The organism is Pelagibacterium lacus, assembly GCF_003345525.1.
In the GTDB taxonomy this organism is placed as follows: Bacteria; Pseudomonadota; Alphaproteobacteria; order Rhizobiales; family Devosiaceae; genus Pelagibacterium; species Pelagibacterium lacus.
In genome coordinates this window covers 1-17745 of record NZ_QQNH01000035.1, presented here as the reverse complement: position 1 = coordinate 17745, position 17745 = coordinate 1, and the positions used below count along the sequence as shown (strand labels likewise).

Below are 17745 nucleotides of genomic sequence, written 5' to 3'. Positions count from 1 at the left end.
CGGCGCTCGATACCCCCAACATCAAGTGGCCTGGTTTTGCGCCGCCCAATGGCCGACTTTTACCCCGCCGTTGACAGGGAGGTGAACTCTGCCTGGATTTAGGAGGTGGAGCTTGCGTCAGATGCCGCCGGTTGCGCGCGACGACGCACCAAGTTTACGCCAGCCATCCCATGTGACGATGATGAACGTGCTCCGATGCGGATGCAGAAGGCAGGCAGGTCTGCCCGCAACTGCGAGGCAGCTGGTCGATACCAGGCAGGCGGAGCGAACCCGTCACCAAAACATCGGCAGGCATGATCGATATGATGCGAGGACCAACCGACATGGCCCTTCTACAGCCATGCCCACGAAGCCTTGCCCGGACGCTGCGTTCAAGATTTCGGCGAATCCAGCGAACGAACGGAGCCGCTTGCCGTGGCAATGCGTTCGAACGACGAAGCCGAGCCGAAGGACAGGGCAGGGGATGACACCTCCTTCGCCCACATGAGGTCTTTTTGATATCCATAGTCGCCTAAATCCCTTGACCGTTTGTGCCAAAGCCCGCCCCGTCCGGCCTTTTCAATGGCTTGGTCTGGCCCAGGACCAGCTGGCGCCTCGATCGCCTATGGCGCAACAGCGGCGTCGAAATTTTCTTCCCCTGCCGGCTGCGCCGTCATTCCGCGCGCAACAAGAAAATCCCTCCTTTGCCGTTTCCCCTTCGGGTGCGCCGTCGATCGTCCCGGGCCTGCCGATCGCCATCGAGGCCGCACGGGGCGGGCTCGAAGCTTCAAATCAAGGAGAAAGACAATGGCCACCATCGGTAACTTCAAAAAGTCCGCCACCAACGAATACGCAGGCGAAATCATGACCCTCAGCCTTCAGGCCAAAAACGTTCGCATCGCACCGGAGAACCGCGCCACAGGCGAAAACGCCCCTACCCATCGCGTGTTCGTCGGTAGAGCCGAGATCGGGGCGGCCTGGGCCAAGAAATCAAACGAGGGCCGGGAATATCTGGGCCTCAAGCTCGACGACCCGAGCTTTTCCCATCCAATCTACGCAAACCTCTTTGAAGACGAGGATGGTAAGGGGCACAGCCTCATCTGGTCCCGCCCGAACCGTCGCAATGCAGACTGAACATCTCAGCGCCCCGTCCGCAAGTCGGGCGGGGCAATCAGCAATAATTCAAAGTTCGCCGGCAATCGCCGGCGGGCTTTTTTGTGCTTGATATCGCAGAAAGAATAGAGTCCCGGGACGATTGCTCCGGAGCTCCAGGGTGCGATGGAGACCGATTACGCGTCTTCGGCGTCCTGCGGCCAGGGCATAGTATGCTCTATGGACCATGATCGCGTCCTCTTCATAGGCCCGACGCACAACGGGCCCCACCATCGCCGTGAGTTCAGCGTTGGTGAATGTGGCAGTAACCGGCACCCCCTCCCATTCGATATGCTCGAGCCATTCGAGCGCATCAAAGACACCCTCTTCTGTCCACCATTGCGTCGATCAAACGGCGGCGATATCCCTGACAAAAAACTGCCGGGCGCTGCGAGCAACCACGATGCTTGACGAACGTGACCGGATGTCAACAGAGCGAACACGGCACGGTTTGCCCTGAGCCTGTGGCTGCCGGCGGCATGAGCGCAGGAAATGATAATCCCAATTCGGCTGCACCAGATCTGATCTAGACATTTCACGAGATGATCAGACCTGATCGATCGCTCCATCAGGCTCAAGAACACCCGACGCACTCTGATGCAGATCGACGCATTATGACGCAAGCCGACGCAGATTGAAGAACTCACACCTGTGCACCCTCGTGTTCCAAGAGAGGATTCCGATTGAACGCTTCTGGCTGAAAGTCCGCGTCTGGTTGCGCCTAAATGTGCGCCAGTGCGCAAACACTTGCGTTGCCAGCTTGACATTCGCGTAGTGCTACTGTACAACTTGGAAAGTAGAACGCACCGAAACATCAAGTGGCCTTTACAGGACGTGCATTGCTGCTGTATGCGACGTGAAGGACGAACAAAGGCGCGCAAAGGCTGCTAAATGAGCAACGAATGGGAAGCTATTGGTAAGAATTTGAAGAAGCATCGGCAGCGGCAACGACTCTCTCTAAGAGAACTCGGAGAGAAGTGCGGAGCTAGCGCGAGCTTTCTTAGTCAACTTGAGCGGGGTGTCTCTGGTGCGCAGATATCCACTCTCATGCAAATCGCATCAAACCTTCACGTAAGCCTGAATGAGTTGCTGACGGACGAAAACACGGGAGGGTTTTACTATGTGCCATCTGCAGATCGCAAGAACTTCGATGTTGAGGGACACCTCAACAAATCCCTAATTACTAAAAAGGGCTACGGCACATTCGAAGTCTTCATTCATCTCGTAAAGCCGGGGGAGGCCAACGCAAATGAACCTTACGTTCATGGCAGCGCGCAGGAGTTTGTATTTATCATCGAGGGGAGCGTCGAGGCGACAGTTGGGCGCACGAAGATAAATCTTCAAAAGGGAGACGCTCTCGAATACCGAACCGATACGCCGCACATGATGCGAAATATTGGTGTAGTGGACGCAGAAATACTATTTGTCGTAGGTCCGGACGATTAAATTCGGTACAAAAAGGAGGAGTTACAATGAAGAAGCTAGATTTTACTTCCGCAATGCTTGGAACGGCGTTTTGCGCGCTAGTCGCCACAGGTGCGGTGCAGGCGCAGGAGGGAGTGGTAGCCGGAACAGTGCCGGGGGACCAGTTCTCTGGCCAGACGATGGTGTTCACGTCCTCCGGCGGAATCTTGCAACAGGGTCAACAAGAGGCCGTTTGGGATCCGTTCACAGAGGAGGCTGGGGTCACCGTTTTGCAGGATACCGCGGACTTCAACAAGCTGCGGGCCATGGTAGAGAATAAAAATGTTGTCTGGGACCTTTTTACGGGAAATCGTTACCTCAATTACCAGTATTGCGGTGAACTTTTTGAGGAGCTCGATTTCTCCAAGATCGATACGTCGCGCGTTCCGGAAGGATTGATTTCGGGTGAATGTATGGTCCCCGTAATCGCCTACTCCGATATTATGGTCTACAATGCCTCGGAGTACGATCAAGCACCCAATGGGTGGGTGGACTTCTTCGATGTCGAGCATTTCCCAGGAAAGCGCGGCGTTAATATGTCTACGAGCCCTGCTCCAGGCCTGATTATTGCCGCTCTGATTGGTGACGGCGTTGCTCCTGAAAATCTTTATCCGATTGATTTCGAGAGGGCATTTGACAAGCTGCGTTCAATAGATTCGCACATCGTTCCATGGTCATCGGGTGCGCAAGCGCAACAGCAGCTTGAGTCCGGTGAAGTCTCAATGGCTTGGGTGTGGAACGGTCGGGGCTACGGAGCCGCACAATCAGGAGCGGATATTAAGCCGGTATGGAATGACTGGATCGTGGCGGTAGACGCGCTCGCCATTCCTAAAGGTGCGCCTAACCCGGAATTGTCCTATGCGGCGATCAACTACTATCTCGGCGCCGAGCAAACTGAGAAACTAACGGAGCTGACGTCATACGCACCTGTAAATCTGGATGCTGAGCCTGACATCTCGCCGCTGGCGCAGGAGTGGTTGTTCAATGAAGAACGCCTCCAGACCTCGCAGAGCGTCGATGTGGACTGGTGGGTCGAGAATTGGGACGAGTTCAACGAGATGTGGACCGCCTGGATCTCCGGCTATTGATGACAGTCCGATGACAAGCACAACCTTGACACAAAGGGGGCGTGCCGCTTCGGCGGCACGCAACTTAGTTCGAGTTGCCAAGCCAGGGCTCCTTCCGGGGCTTCTGTTGCTGGTTCTGTTCTTTCTCTATCCGCTCGCGGAGATGATCCGGATCAGTTTCGCCGATCCTCAACTAGGACTGCAGAACTACAGCTGGTTTTTCAGCTCCGAAGTAAATGTGGCGGTAACGTTGAGGACCTTCTGGACCGCGTTCGCCGTGGCTTTGATTTGTCTGCTGATCGCCTATCCCTACGCTTATGTTATGAGCACCGCAGGCCCTCGTTTGCGCACGATTTTACTTGCCGTCGTTTTGACGCCATTATGGACCAGTCTGATGGTGCGGACGCTAGCGTGGATTGTGCTCCTGCAGGACTCTGGCATTATCAACGATGCACTTGAGGCTCTGCATGTGGGTCGCGTTCCGCTGATCCGCACGACCACCGGCGTCATCATCGGCATGAGCCAGATGCTGCTGCCCTTTATGGTCCTTCCCCTCTATTCGGTAATGTCGAAGATCGATCCAAAGTATCTTCAAGCTGCCGCTGCACTTGGGGCAAGGCCGCTCACCGCGTTTTTCAAAGTATATTTGCCAATGACAAAGGCGGGCGTTTTCGCCGGTAGTCTAACCGTATTCGTTCTGGGACTCGGATTCTATATCATCCCAGCACTCCTCGGCTCGCCGCGTAACACTATGCTTTCAGCTCTAATTCAGCAGCAGGTGGGAGGGCTGCTACAATGGGGCCGCGGTTCCGCCATGGGTGTGATCTTGTTGGTTAGCACCATTTTAGTTCTCGCGATTTGTCTGCGCCTAACGAAAGGCGTTCGCCTCGGGAACGTGGGAGGAGCGTGATGTTTAGAGTGTTTCTCTATGGCTTGGTGGCTCTGATCGCAATCTGGTTGATCGCTCCGTTGTTCGTAGTTGTCGTGACCTCGTTCAACGCCGATGCAAGCTACAACTTCCCACCCACAGAACTCTCACTGCGCTGGTACGCGAATTTCTTCGGCGATGCGGGCTGGCGACGCTCCTTCTGGGACAGCGTCACGGTGGCATTCGCGTCGGCGCTGCTCGCGACGGTGGTTGGCGCTATGGCCGCGATAACACTGCATCGTTCGACCTTTTTCGGTAGGCAGGCGATCTCCGGTCTCTTTATTGGCCCGGCGATGGTTCCCGGCATCCTTCTTGCCATCGGCTTGTACGCACTTTTTACGCGTCTCGGCCTTCTTGGGACATTGCAGGGCTTTATCTTCGCTCATGCGGTAGTGGCCCTGCCGCTGGTGGTCATCAATGTTGGGGCCGCATTACAAACGCTCGATCCAAAACTCGAAGTGGCGGCAGCGAGTCTAGGAGCCGGAAAAATCAACGTCGTGCGGCAGATTACCTTGCCACTGATCCTGCCTGGGATAATTGCCGGCAGCGTCTTTGCCTTCGTGCATTCGTTCGACGAGATTATCATCTCTCTTTTCATACAGAGCCCGTATCTCCAGACGCTTCCGGTCAAAATGTACCAGAGCGTTACGCATGATAGCGATCCGACTGTGGCCGCCGTCGCCGTGCTGATGATGCTGATATCGATCGGCCTTGCTGCATGCACCATGTTGTTCCAGCCGAGAAGGACGCGCAAATGAACACTCACCACACGCCATCGCGCAATAGACGTGGTGCTGCCATTGAGCTTGAGGGCGTTACAAAGACCTACGGCGACCTCTATGCAGCCAGAGACATCGACCTGAAGATAGAGCCAGGAGAGTTCGTGACCTTCCTAGGGCCGAGCGGCTCGGGAAAAACAACTACCCTCAATTTGATCGCGGGTTTCACGTCGCTCACCAAGGGTGAGATCAGGATCGCAAATTCGCAGGTCCAGGATACGCCACCACATAAGCGCAATTTGGGCATGGTTTTTCAAAGCTACGCGCTGTTTCCGCACATGACGGTCTGGCAGAACATCGCTTTTCCGTTGCGACAGCGCCGGATCGATCGCGCCAGTCAGGCCGATCAAATCGCCGAGGTAGTGCGGCTCGTAGATCTTGGAGGGCTTGAGAACCGGTATCCTCACGAGCTTTCGGGCGGACAGCAGCAGCGTGTCGCAATTGCGCGTGCGTTGGTGTACAGGCCGAACGTGCTACTATTGGATGAGCCGCTCGGCGCGCTCGACAAAAAACTACGTGAATCGCTCCAAAGCGAGCTGCGGAAAATCCACACCAATGTCGGTAGTACGTTTGTGTTCGTAACCCACGATCAGGAGGAGGCGCTGTCGCTTTCGGACCGCATAGCGATCTTTAATCGCGGGCGGGTGGAGCAAGTCGGCACAGGGCGTGAACTCTACGAGCGTCCGCAGACGCTTTTTGTAGGGACGTTCCTTGGTGATTCAACGATCATTCACGGTACGCCAACCAAACGGCAGAATGATAACGTAGCAGTCCTCAGCTTCTGTGGTGTGCAGGTAAGGGTGGCCAATGCTACCCGTATGGGAAGTATGTTGCTCGTCCGGCCTGAGCGTCTCGATCTCGCGCCGCGGGGTGAAGCTGCAGCGGCCGATGAGAATCGCATTCCGGTGACCGTGACCGGTCGCGCCTATCTTGGTTCTGATTGGAAGTACGAAATCGAGCTCGCTGACGGTACACAGGGCGCTGTTCGCCTGCCGCCGGATAGGGCTCCTTACGACTTGGGCACAGAGTTGTCGCTCGCCTGGAAGGTCACTAGTGGCGTTCTGCTGGAACCTGATGAAACGAGCGCAGAGACGCAGTAAATGCCACAAAATACTCAACAAGTTGGTCTCAGCCTGCCTCTTGACATGCCAAAGATTCCGGTGGCCATCGGTGTTGCCTGCGCGCTGGGTGCTGCATTGCTGGCTTCTTTCAACTCCTCGTTGGCCAAGGTGATGCTCACACTGCGCTTCTCGGCGATGGAATTGCTGCTTATGCGCTCGACGGGCACATTGGTCATCTTGGGTGTCATCGTCCTAATCTTCTATCGACCTTCCCTTAAGGTGAAGCGCAAGGACCTGCCAGTATTGATATTCTATGGCATTTGCGGGATGGTCTTCACACCGCTCACCTATTACTGGTCCATTGAACGGATTTCCATCGGCATCGCTCTGCTTCTGCAGTACACGGCGCCTATCTTCGTCGTGCTTTGGATGCGTTTCGTGCGCAACGTTCCAATCACTCCGTCGATACTCGGGGGTATGGCAACGTGCCTTGTCGGACTCGCGCTTGTTGGCGCCAGCAATGGCAGTGTGCGGCTCGACTTCCTCGGAGTGCTTGCGGGATTGGCCTCGGGTATGGGTTTCGCTGCAGTTTTTCTGCTAGCCGGACGCGCTCTTACCACCCGCCCGCCTATAGTCACCGCGGCCTTCGGCTACCTCGCAGGGACGGTGATATGGCACATTCTGCTGCCCGTCTGGAACATTCCGCTTAACGAACTTCTGGAGCCGGTTACACTCCCAGCTGCGTTGGGCGGCATAGACGTGGCTGCATTGTGGGTGGTCGGTTCAATAGTGGTCCTCGGAAGTGTGCTGCCAGGCATATTGATGCTAACCGGTGTCGCGGCACTTGGGCCGGCGCGAGCGAGTACGCTTGGCATGTCTGAGCCCGTGATGTCTGCCGCCGTGGCTTGGCTCATCCTTGGCGAGATTCTGACCCCCCTGCAGCTCGTGGGCGGTGCCATAACGGTAGGGGGGCTCGCATTTTTAGAATTAAAAAAGCGGCAAGTTGCGCCGCGTCTAAACACAAGTGGGAGTGAAAAATGGAAGTGATTATAGCCGGTGCCGGCCTGGCAGGTATGTATGCCGCTTGGCTGCTTGAAAGAGCCGGGCATGATGTTCAGGTGCTAGAAGCGTCCCATAGGGTCGGTGGGCGCACGTGGTCACACAAACTTTCAAATGGCGAGGTCGTTGAACGCGGTGGCGAGTACATAGGTCCCGACCAGCATCTTATTCGGCGGGTCTGTGCGGAGCTCGAGCTGCCACTAATCCCGCACGGCATAGTGTTTAATCGCCGCTGGATGGCGGAGGGAACGCGCTATTCGACGGAGCAACTCGCAGAGGCCGAGCAGCAGCTCCACGGTACCATCGACGGCTTCACCGAACGTGGGCGGCATAATGCCTCACTCCTAGATGCGGCACGCGAGACATGGGGAAACGATGCCTATGTTGAGCACCCGGTGTGGATTCGAATCGCCACCTCGCTCGCCAACGACCCTGGGAAAGTCAGTGCCCGAGGTTACCTTACCCGTGAACGCGGAAGGAGATCAGTTTATCTTGAGCATGGCGCGCGGGTACTAAGCGGGAATCAAGCGATCACCCTCGAAATCGAGAAGCGGCTCAGTAAGCCCGTTTTGCTCGGGCACAGGGTAACGTCAGTACAGCAGGATGCCGGTAAAGTTACGCTCGAGACTTCAAATGGTACGTCATTTGTTGCCGATTTCGCAGTCATTGCTATCCCCCTCTTACCGCTCCGCGAAGTGGTAAAAGATGTCGAACTTCCGGAAATCATGCGCGGAGCCATAGATGCGCGAGTCATGGGCGCTGCCGCCAAAATTTCTGCGGCGACCGAAGGGTCCGGTCCTCCCATGGGTGTCCAGTATCCCGGCGCCTTGTGGTGGACGTGGAATTCCTTGGCTAGCGACGACGACTGCGGGCGCGAGGCCGTAACCGCCTTTGCCGGTGGGCAGCGTACGGTGGAAGAGCTTGCCCTCGAGGATGGAGGGATGGGCTGGAAGACCAAGATTTCATCCTATAGGACTGATCTTACGATTTCGGATGAGATCATCGTGACCGACTGGACGCAGGATCCGCTGATAGGTGGCGGATATTCAGCACCCGGTGTCGCCTGGAAGCCGGAGTTCGCTACCGCATTCGAAGAGGCGGCCGGCCGCATCGCCATCGCCGGCGAACACACGTCGGAGAGTTCGATGAACGGCAGCTTGCGTTCCGGCGAGCGGGCCGCAAATGCTTTGCTTCGGCATGGCTAGGCTGAGGTGATCTATGTTCGATGGAGTGAAGCAGATTCTCGGCCCAGACGCCGCCACGTCCCATGTGGATGGGACGTGGATCAACACCCGCTCGGTCGGCGCGGTCATACACAGTCCGGTCGATGGATCCGCTCTCTATGAGGTGCTGCATGCCGAGGCGGACGATGTAGAACGTGCACTGGAGGGTGCCAGCAAAGCTCTAAGGGTGTGGCGGCACACTGAGCGTTCGACCCGTTCTGGCCTGCTGCTCGCAGTCTATCGTGCTATCAAGGCGCACAAGGAGACGCTGGCGTCAGTCGTCACGGCAGAAACCGGCAAGGTGCTGCAGGAGGCGTTGGCGGAGGTCGATTATGCCGCAAGTTATTTTCGGTGGTATGCCGACTTGTTGCTGCGCAGCACGGAGTCAGTGAAGCTTATCGAGAATGCGAGCCGAAGGCTCACAGTCGAACGCCAGCCAATAGGCGTATGTTATCTGATAACACCTTGGAACTTTCCTCTGGCAATGGTAGCAAGAAAACTATCGGCCGCATTGGCTGCCGGGTGTTCCTCTATCATAAAACCTTCGGAAAGCACACCGCTCTCCGCGATCGCACTTGTGCGGCTGCTCACAAAGGCCGGAGCGATGAAAGGCCTGGTGAACCTGCTCTTGGTGGACGACCCGACTAGTCTGACGCGGCAGTTGCTCGACAGTCGTCGCATCGACAAAGTTAGCTTTACTGGATCGACCCGCGTTGGACGTGCGATCGTCGCGGCTAGTGCCGAGAGCTTGCCGCGCTTGTCACTCGAGCTCGGCGGCAATGCGCCATTCGTGGTGCTGGCTGACGCCGATCTGGACCAAGCGGTATCACAGGCGATGGTCGCAAAGTTCCGTAATGCCGGACAAGCCTGCACGGCGGCGAACCGTTTCATAGTTCATCGCTCGGTCTCGGAACGGTTCACTCAAGGGCTCCTGAAGCGCATGAAATCACTAGTCGTCGGAAACGGGTTCGCGTCGACAACCACGATGGGGGCGATTGCGAGCAAGGCTGCGGTGGACCGTCTCGAAGGACTCATCGATGCGGAAAGAAGGCAAGACACTGAGATTCTCCGTGCGGAGACGCAACTTCCAAATAGTGGCACTTACGTTGATCCTGCCATAGCCTTCCGCGTGCCCTTCTCGTCGCGCCTGTTTCGCGACGAAATCTTTGGCCCCATCGCCGCAATTGCGGAGTTTGGTGACGAGGAAGAGGCGATTGAACTAGCCAATGACACTGAAGCGGGCCTAGCCGCTTATGTGTTCTCCCGCTCGCCTGACAGCCTGAGACGCATTGGCGGGAAGATCGAAGCCGGCATGATCGGCCTGAACACGGGGGCGATATCGAGTGCCGAGGTTCCCTTCGGTGGCATTAAGATGTCAGGCTATGGCCGCGAGGGTGGCGAAGCCGGACTGGACGATTACCTCAATTTTAAAGCGACCACGGAACCCAGTTGATAGGGAGTAGGCCACGGAGTCCAGGCTCCGGGCGGTATGATACATGATCAAGGAGCTGCACGCAACAATCGGGAGGTTGGATTTACCTTCCGGTTTTGCGGTGGCTTTGAGGCCCGGCGCGTGGCCGATGGCGGAGTGAAACAGGAGATCAGGACCAGCTCACCTTCCTCGACTGACGGTCCCGACGGAACTCCTCATTCTAAGGGAATAACGAAAACGGGCCGGGGGAAATCCAAACTAGCCCTCAAGGCCCTTGGTGCAAGTCGGTGGAGTTTATTTTCCGTCTCGTGTTGTCTTTTGGTGAGCGACAACCACCCCTTCTGGCCATTATCTCATTTAGCCGCTGTCCATCATTATGCAACTCCGAAGCTCGATGTCATCGGCTATGATTGTGATACAAAACGAGTTATAATGTGCTGCACGTGGGGCCGAGCTACTGCGGAGCGGCCAGCGCACTTCCAAGCTTACGACGAGGGTTCGATTCCCTTCACCCGCTCCAGTCTGCCCATCGTCTGCCTGTCAGTTCATAGAATGTGGGGTCGGTCACTCCGTGTATTTCGCCGCAGTTGCCCGCAGGCGATCGGTGTAGTCGTAAAGGTGGTCCAGCGATTCGATGATGACCCTTTCTTCCTGCTCGCCGTCGAACAGGCCGATATATTTGACGGCTCTATTGAAATGCAGGCGACAAAGGGGTTTCCGATTGTTGTTGTCGACCAAGATTCCGCAATAGGACTTCGTGTCGCGCATATGCACTCGTGACACATTGATCGTGTCGCGCACGATCGCTTTTACGATCATGAAGCCCTCTGCTTCCTCCTGCGTGGTTACGATGTCCGGCTCGGGCGCTTCGATCTCTTCGATGACCTGGTCGGTTTCTGCCAACGCCGACGAGAGGCGGTTCTTGACTGAGTCGCGGATTACCTCTCGGAAGGCACCCCGCACCATATTTGTGTATTGCTCGACCACAGCGGCGGTAAAGCGGCCCTCGTGCACCTTCCCAGCGACCAGGCGGACAAACTCTTCGGAAGGGCTTTCGATCAGTTTATTGAGTTCGGCCTTCAAGAGCGAGGTGTATTTGAGGCGCTCGGCGGTCGCCAATATCCCGTCGACGTCAAAGCCTGACTTCTCGAATTTTCGGAGTTCGGCCAGGAGATGAGGCTGGATATCGGAAAGGTCGAAGCTCAAGAACGGCCGCGTGTCGAGCTTGTTAGGCTCCTCGAGGTCACTATGAAAATGAAATGTCCGGCCATTGGTCAAAACAGCGAACTTTGCAGTCGTGACCGTGAAATAGCGGAAGAGTTGGGCCAGATGCACCTTGTCGAGTTGCGTTGTGATCGGCTTGCATTCCACCAGGATGCGAATGTTACCATCAATCTGGATTGCGTAGTCGACCTTCTCGCCCTTCTTACCAACCGCATCGGCGGTGAATTCCGGGATGACCTCGGATGGATTGAACACGTCGTAGCCAAGCGCCTGGAAGAAAGGAAGGACTACGGCCGTCTTTACGGCCTCTTCGGTTATCATCGTGCTGGAATGAGATTTTACCCGTTCCGAAAGTACATGAAGCGCCTGTTCTATGCTCATTTTTTTCCCCCAAGAATATTCTGATCTTATCGTGCCACGGTGGCGTAAGTTCGTCCATGTATCGGCAAAAAGGTCAAGTTGGACTGCCGGCAGGATCTTGCGCATCCGTCTTATCGGCATATTGCGGTTGTCCGGTGCGATGGCCTATTCTGGGGGTCTGTCGCAGCGCCGCATTGTGCGGTCGATAGGTCCGACATCAGGTTATAAAGCCCCCGCCAATGACGACCGCCTCCCTGTCCGCCAGCCGGCCCAGAACCCATATGACCGTGCTGGTCATTCTCGGTCTCAGCCATCTTCTCAACGATCTGATGCAGTCGCTGATCCCGGCGGCCTATCCCATATTGAGGGAGGCTTATGCGCTGGATTTCGTGCAGATCGGCATGATCACCCTCACGTTCCAGATCGCGGGATCGCTGCTGCAGCCGGTGATCGGTATGGTGACCGACCGCCGACCAGCGCCTTATTCGCCGGTTGTCGGCATGATGTTCACCCTTTCGGGGCTGGTTAGTCTGGCTTATGCGCACAGTTATGCGATGGTGCTCGTCTCGGTGGCCCTGATCGGCATCGGGTCGTCGATCTTCCACCCCGAGGCGACGCGCATGGCCCGCTATGGAGCCGGCGGGCGGCAGGGGCTGGCGCAGGGCATCTTCCAGGTCGGCGGGCAGGCGGGGGGAGCGCTGGGTCCGGTGCTGGCCGCCGTGGTCATCGTGCCCTGGGGACAGACGAGCCTCGCCTGGTTCGCGGTTGCCGCCCTCGCCGCCATGCTGCTGCTGGCCTGGATCGGCAGCAAGCAGCGCGAGATCAGCGCCGAGTTCGCCGCAACACGGGCCACCGCCCGGGCGGCGGGCGGCACCCCGGTCCGGCATGCGCCGCTCACCATCGGCGTCGGGCTGGCCGTGCTGACCCTGCTGATGTTTTCCAAGAACGCCTATAATGAGAGCTTCCGGTCCTTTTATACCTTCTACCTGATGGAGCGGTTCGGCCTTTCGATCCCCTCGGCGCAGATGATGCTGTTCGTGTTCCTGCTCGCCGCCGCGGTGGGGGTGCTGATCGGGGGAATCGTCGGGGACCGGATCGGGCGTAATCGCGTCATCTGGCTGTCGGTGCTGGGGCCGCTGCCGCTGACGCTGATCCTGCCTTATGCGGACCTCTTCTGGACGGGGGTTCTGACCATATCGATCAACGTGATCATGGCCAGCGCCTTCGCCTCGATCCTGATCTATGCCATGGAATTGCTGCCCAACCGCATCGGCCTGATCGGGGGCTTGTTCTACGGGCTCAATTTCGGCCTGGCCGGCGTCGCGGCGGCCGTTCTGGGCGCCATGGCCGACAGCTATGGGGTCGAGACGGTTTATCACATCTGTTCCTTCCTTCCCCTTGCCGGGCTTCTGGCCTGGTTCCTGCCCCGGATCGACGAGAAACGCTGAGCGCGGCCTCGGCCCAAGGGCCGCATCGCACATTTCTCTTGGCCGAATCCGCATTTGGCCTCTGGACAGGGCGCGCCTCTCCGGCGAGGCTCTGCCCAGGGCATAGGGAGGGCTTACTGATGGTCAGGCGAACCGGCGGTCAGATTCTTGTCGATCAACTCAAGTTGCATGGGGCGGACCATGTGTTCTGCGTCCCCGGCGAGAGCTATCTTGCCGTGCTCGACGCGCTTTACGATGCGCCTTCGATCCGCACGATCACCTGCCGCCAGGAGGGCAATGCGGCGATGATGGCCGAGGCGCATGGCAAGCTGAGCGGGCGGCCGGGCATCTGCATGGTGACCCGGGGACCGGGGGCGACCAATGCCAGCGCCGGCCTGCATGTGGCCATGCAGGACGCGACGCCCATGATCCTCTTCATCGGCCAGGTGGCGCGCGACCAGGTCGAGCGCGAAGCCTTTCAGGAGATCGACTATCGGCGCATGTTCGGTCAGGTGACCAAATGGACGGTTCAGGTCGACGATGCGGCGCGGTTGCCCGAACTGATCGCCCGGGCTTTCCGGGTGGCGACCAGCGGACGGCCGGGGCCGGTCGCCGTGGCCTTGCCCGAGGACATGCTCACCGACATGGCCGAGGTGGCCGATGCGCTGCCCTATGCGCCGCTCGAAAGCTGGCCGGGCACGGGCGAGCTTTCGGCCCTGCGCGCCATGCTGGCGGCGGCGCAGCGGCCCATGCTGCTGCTGGGCGGGGCACCCTGGAGCGCGGAGACGGTTGTCGCCATGCAGCGCTTTGCCGAAGCCAACGCATTGCCGGTGGCCACCAGTTTCCGCCGCGCGGACCGGTTCGACAATGTCCACCCGCTCTATGCCGGCGATCTGGGGATCGGGCCCAATCCCAAGCTGGCCGACCGCATCCGGGAGGCCGATCTCCTGCTGGTGGTCGGCGCCCGGCTGACGGAGATGACCACGGGCGGCTATTCCCTGATCGGCATTCCGTTGCCGAGCCAAAAGCTCGTCCATGTGCATCCCGATCCCGAGGAATTGGGGCGGGTCTATCATCCCACGCTGGCCATCAACGCCACGCCGCGCGAATTCGCCCTGGCGGCGGCCGCGCTGGAGCCGATCGCCGACCCGGTCTGGCGGGGCAGCGGCGCGGCGGCGCATGCCGATTATACGGACTGGCAGGTGTGCCAGCCCAATCCCGGGGCGATCCAGGTGGGCGACATCATGGCCTGGCTGGAAGCGCATATGCCGGAGGACACCATCTACACCAATGGCGCCGGCAATTTCGCCATATGGCTGCACCGGTTCCACCGCTACCGCCGATTTGGGACCCAACTGGCGCCCACCTCCGGTTCCATGGGCTATGGCGTTCCGGCGGCGGTGGCGGCATCCATCGTACGGCCCGAGGCGCGGGTGGTGTGCTTTGCCGGCGACGGCGACTTCCTGATGAGCGGGCAGGAACTGGCGACGGCCATGGCCGCGGGCACGCGGCCGGTGGTGATCGTGTTCAACAATGGCATTCTGGGCACCATCCGCATGCATCAGGAGAACCATTATCCCGGGCGGGTGTCGGCCACCGATCTTGTCAATCCCGACTTCGCCGCCTATGCCCGGGCCTTTGGTGGCCATGGGGAGACGGTGACCGAGACGGCGGAGTTCGGGCCGGCCATGGAGCGGGCCCTTGCCGCCGGCAAGGCCGCCGTGATCGAGCTCAAGCTCGATCCGGAGGCGATCACCCCACGCACCACACTTGCGAAACTGCGCCAGGCGGCGCTCGAAAACAGAGGCTGAACGCTCAATGCCCACCGAACCCGACTACGCCTTGCCCCCCGCGCCGCGCGCCAGCCTTGCCCTGTCGGGGTCGGCGCAGCGTTTCGCGGTCAACCGCATCTTCTGCATCGGCCGCAACTATGCCGCCCATGCGGTGGAGATGGGGCATGATCCGACGCGGGAGCCGCCGTTCTTCTTTCTCAAGCCGGCCAGCGCGCTCAGCGTCGATGGGAGGTTCTCCTATCCGGCCATGAGCAGCGACGTGCATCATGAGGTCGAGATGATCGTCGCGCTGGGCAAGGGCGGAACCGATATCGCCGTGGATGCGGCGCTCGATCACGTGTTCGGCTATGGCGTGGGGCTCGACATGACCTGCCGGGACCTCCAGAGCGAGGCCAAGGCGCTGTCGCGCCCATGGGATATCGCCAAGGGGTTCGACCAGTCGGCGCCGTGCAGCGCGCTGGCGACGGCGCGCGATATCGGGCACCCCGATAGCGGGGCCATCACCCTCTCGGTCAATGGTGAGCCACGGCAGATCGGCGATCTCAACCAGATGATCTGGAAGGTTCCCGAAATCATCGCGACGCTCTCGCGCGCCTTCGCGCTCCTGCCGGGCGACGTGATCATGACCGGCACGCCGGCGGGGGTTGGGCCCGTGGCTCGCGGGGACCGCCTCGTCGCGAGGGTGGAGGGAATCGCCGAACTGGACGTCGCGGTGGTCTGAGCCGGTCGGCGTTGCTCCATGTGTTCGACGGCGGGGTGGGGGAACGAAGCACTCCCGCCCCGCATTTCCGTCACCGACGGATGATCGAACCCCAAGGAGCTTTCCATGCCCGGACAACCTGCGCAGCATCAGAGCCATCAGCCCGGGTCCGAGGCGGAAATGACGCCCCGGCCGGACTATACGCCCTTCTATCCCGGCAGCGGCAGGCTCGAGGGCAAGGTCGCGATCATAACCGGCGGCGATTCGGGGATCGGGCGGGCGGTGAGCGTGCTGTTCGCGCGCGAGGGTGCCAAGCTCGTCATCGTCTACAAGGAAGAGACCGAGGATGCGGAGAAAACCCGAGCGCTCATTGAGGCGGAAGGCAGCGAAGCGTTGCTGATCGCCGGCGATGTGGGCGACCGGGACTTCTGCGAATCGGTGGGGCGGCGGGCGCGGCAGCAATTCGGGCGCATCGATATCCTCGTCAACAATGCCGCCGAGCAGCATGTGCGCGACGATCTGGCCGCGATGGAGACCGAGGAGATGCGGCAGGTCTTCGAGACCAATATCTTCGGCTATATGTACATGATCCAGGCGGTCATCGACCATCTGGAGGCGCGCGCGCGCATCATCAACACCGCCTCGATCGTCGCCTATCGCGGCAATCCGCAACTGGTCGACTACGCCATGACCAAGGGGGCCATCGTCGCGCTGACGCGCTCGCTGGCGGCGCGCTACGCCGAAAAGGGTATTCTGGTCAACATGGTGGCGCCGGGTCCGATCTGGACGCCGCTGATCCCGGCGAGCTTTCCGCCCGACAAGGTGAAGTCCTTCGGCACCGACACGCCTCTTGGCCGGGCGGGACAGCCCAATGAGGTCGCCCCGGCCTATCTGATGCTGGCCTGCGAGGACGGACGATACATGACCGGCCAGGCCATTCACGTCGATGGCGGCGAATACCCCTCCAGTTGAGCGCAAGGCGATGAACGCCATCGATCCGGGGCTCTCCAATGGAGAGTTGCGCTATGTGAACGACGACGAGCCGGGGATCACCCGCCGGCGGCGCGGGAAGGGGTTCGGTTATCTGCGCGCCAGCGGCAAGCCGGTGCGCCGGACGAGCGAGATCGCACGGATCAAGGCGCTGGCCATCCCGCCGGCCTGGACAGATGTGTGGATATGCGACGATCCCGGCGGCCATATCCAGGCCACCGGGCGCGACCAGAAGGGGCGCAAGCAATATCGCTATCACGACCTGTGGCACGCGGATCGCGGCAAGGCGAAATATGCGCTGATGCCGGACTTCGCCGCCAGCCTCCCCAGGCTCCGCAAGATCGTCGACGCGGATCTGCGGCGGCAGGGCACGCCGCGCGAAAAGGTGCTGGCGAGCATCGTCTGGCTGCTCGACAACACGATGATCCGGGTCGGCAATGATAGCTATGCGCGGGACAACAAGAGTTTCGGGCTCACCACATTGCGGGCGCGCCATCTCGAGATTTCGGGCTCCCGGCTGCATTTCGCGTTCAAGGGCAAGTCGGGCAAGCAGTGGGATATCGAAGTCGCGGACCGGCGCATGGCGCGGGTGATGCGGACCATCGAGGACCTGCCGGGCCAGCGCCTGTTCCGCTATCGCGACGGCGAGGGGGCGCTGCACGATCTGGGTTCGCACGACGTCAACGCCTATATCCGCGAGGCGATCGGGGAGCGGTTCAGTTCCAAGGACTTCCGCACCTGGGGCGGGACGATGCGCGCCCTCAGCCTCCTGGCCGAGGCGGAGGTTCCCGAGGCGAAGACCGCGCGGGCCCGGACCCTCAATGGGGTGATCGACGCGGTGTCGCGCCGGCTGGGAAATACCCGCGCCGTGTGCCGGGCCTGCTATATCCATCCCGCCGTGTTCGAACATTGGGAGCAGGGCAAGCTCGCGCGGGAAGTGGCCGATATCCGCGCCGCCCGCCCGCGCCGCAAGGGGCTCGATGCGGAGGAAACGCTGACGGCGGCGTGGCTGCAGCGCCACGCGCCGCGCTAGGTTCAATCGACATTCAGGATTCAATTCTGTCGGGGAGTGTGATTCATGGGTTTCCAGATTCAATGATCTGGAGG

The 17745-nt window shown here is 59.6% G+C and carries 15 protein-coding genes; 14 read left to right on the top strand and 1 reads right to left on the bottom strand.

Going from position 1 to position 17745, the window contains the following annotated elements:
• The first annotated feature begins 786 nt into the window (after window positions 1–786).
• The 9 genes from DVH29_RS14925 (at window position 787) to DVH29_RS14885 (ending at window position 10165) form a co-directional block, all read left to right on the top strand.
• The gene (locus DVH29_RS14925) at window positions 787–1113 is read left to right on the top strand and encodes a DUF736 domain-containing protein (RefSeq protein ID WP_114646990.1); all 327 of its coding nucleotides are present in this window, start codon (window positions 787–789) and stop codon (window positions 1111–1113) included.
• A 909-nt stretch (window positions 1114–2022) separates the two neighbouring features.
• Window positions 2023–2577, top strand: coding sequence for a helix-turn-helix domain-containing protein (locus DVH29_RS14920; protein WP_114646989.1), 555 nt, complete (start codon window positions 2023–2025; stop codon window positions 2575–2577).
• Between the two features lie 26 nt (window positions 2578–2603).
• Window positions 2604–3683 carry an ABC transporter substrate-binding protein gene (locus DVH29_RS14915; RefSeq protein ID WP_114646988.1) on the top strand — a complete coding sequence of 360 codons (1080 nt, stop codon included), beginning with the start codon at window positions 2604–2606 and terminating at the stop codon, window positions 3681–3683.
• A gap of 106 nt (window positions 3684–3789) precedes the next feature.
• Entirely contained in the window at window positions 3790–4572 is a 783-nt protein-coding gene (locus DVH29_RS14910) for an ABC transporter permease (RefSeq protein WP_199562607.1), read from the top strand.
• Window positions 4572–5348, top strand: a complete 777-nt coding sequence (locus tag DVH29_RS14905; RefSeq protein ID WP_114646986.1) for an ABC transporter permease — start codon at window positions 4572–4574, stop codon at window positions 5346–5348. Before DVH29_RS14910 ends, DVH29_RS14905 begins: the two co-directional genes overlap by 1 nt.
• Window positions 5345–6469, top strand: a complete 1125-nt coding sequence (locus DVH29_RS14900) for an ABC transporter ATP-binding protein (RefSeq protein ID WP_114646985.1) — start codon at window positions 5345–5347, stop codon at window positions 6467–6469. The genes DVH29_RS14905 and DVH29_RS14900 overlap by 4 nt, the downstream gene beginning before the upstream one ends.
• Window positions 6470–7477: an EamA family transporter gene (locus DVH29_RS14895; protein WP_114646984.1), complete on the top strand. Its 1008-nt coding sequence runs from the start codon at window positions 6470–6472 to the stop codon at window positions 7475–7477.
• Window positions 7468–8694: a flavin monoamine oxidase family protein gene (locus DVH29_RS14890; protein ID WP_114646983.1), complete on the top strand. Its 1227-nt coding sequence runs from the start codon at window positions 7468–7470 to the stop codon at window positions 8692–8694. Before DVH29_RS14895 ends, DVH29_RS14890 begins: the two co-directional genes overlap by 10 nt.
• Before the next feature lie 13 nt (window positions 8695–8707).
• On the top strand, window positions 8708–10165 hold the full coding sequence (locus DVH29_RS14885; protein WP_114646982.1) for an NAD-dependent succinate-semialdehyde dehydrogenase: 1458 nt from the start codon (window positions 8708–8710) through the stop codon (window positions 10163–10165).
• Window positions 10166–10708: 543 nt separating this feature from the next.
• On the opposite strand, the gene DVH29_RS14880 is transcribed toward DVH29_RS14885, so the two are convergent.
• The gene (locus DVH29_RS14880) at window positions 10709–11749 is read right to left on the bottom strand and encodes a type I restriction endonuclease (RefSeq protein WP_114646981.1); all 1041 of its coding nucleotides are present in this window, start codon (window positions 11747–11749) and stop codon (window positions 10709–10711) included.
• A gap of 218 nt (window positions 11750–11967) precedes the next feature.
• Between DVH29_RS14880 and DVH29_RS14875 the strand changes: the two genes are divergently transcribed.
• From DVH29_RS14875 to DVH29_RS14855, 5 genes are all read left to right on the top strand, one after another.
• Complete coding sequence (locus tag DVH29_RS14875; protein ID WP_114646980.1) at window positions 11968–13176, top strand: MFS transporter; 1209 nt, start codon at window positions 11968–11970, stop codon at window positions 13174–13176.
• Window positions 13177–13295: 119 nt separating this feature from the next.
• The gene (locus tag DVH29_RS14870; protein WP_114646979.1) at window positions 13296–14966 is read left to right on the top strand and encodes a thiamine pyrophosphate-binding protein; all 1671 of its coding nucleotides are present in this window, start codon (window positions 13296–13298) and stop codon (window positions 14964–14966) included.
• Between the two features lie 7 nt (window positions 14967–14973).
• Window positions 14974–15669, top strand: a complete 696-nt coding sequence (locus DVH29_RS14865; RefSeq protein ID WP_114646978.1) for a fumarylacetoacetate hydrolase family protein — start codon at window positions 14974–14976, stop codon at window positions 15667–15669.
• 105 nt (window positions 15670–15774) lie between these two features.
• Complete coding sequence (locus tag DVH29_RS14860) at window positions 15775–16620, top strand: SDR family oxidoreductase (RefSeq protein WP_114646977.1); 846 nt, start codon at window positions 15775–15777, stop codon at window positions 16618–16620.
• The gene (locus DVH29_RS14855; RefSeq protein WP_245945015.1) at window positions 16595–17671 is read left to right on the top strand and encodes a DNA topoisomerase IB; all 1077 of its coding nucleotides are present in this window, start codon (window positions 16595–16597) and stop codon (window positions 17669–17671) included. The genes DVH29_RS14860 and DVH29_RS14855 overlap by 26 nt, the downstream gene beginning before the upstream one ends.
• Window positions 17672–17745: the final 74 nt, after the last annotated feature.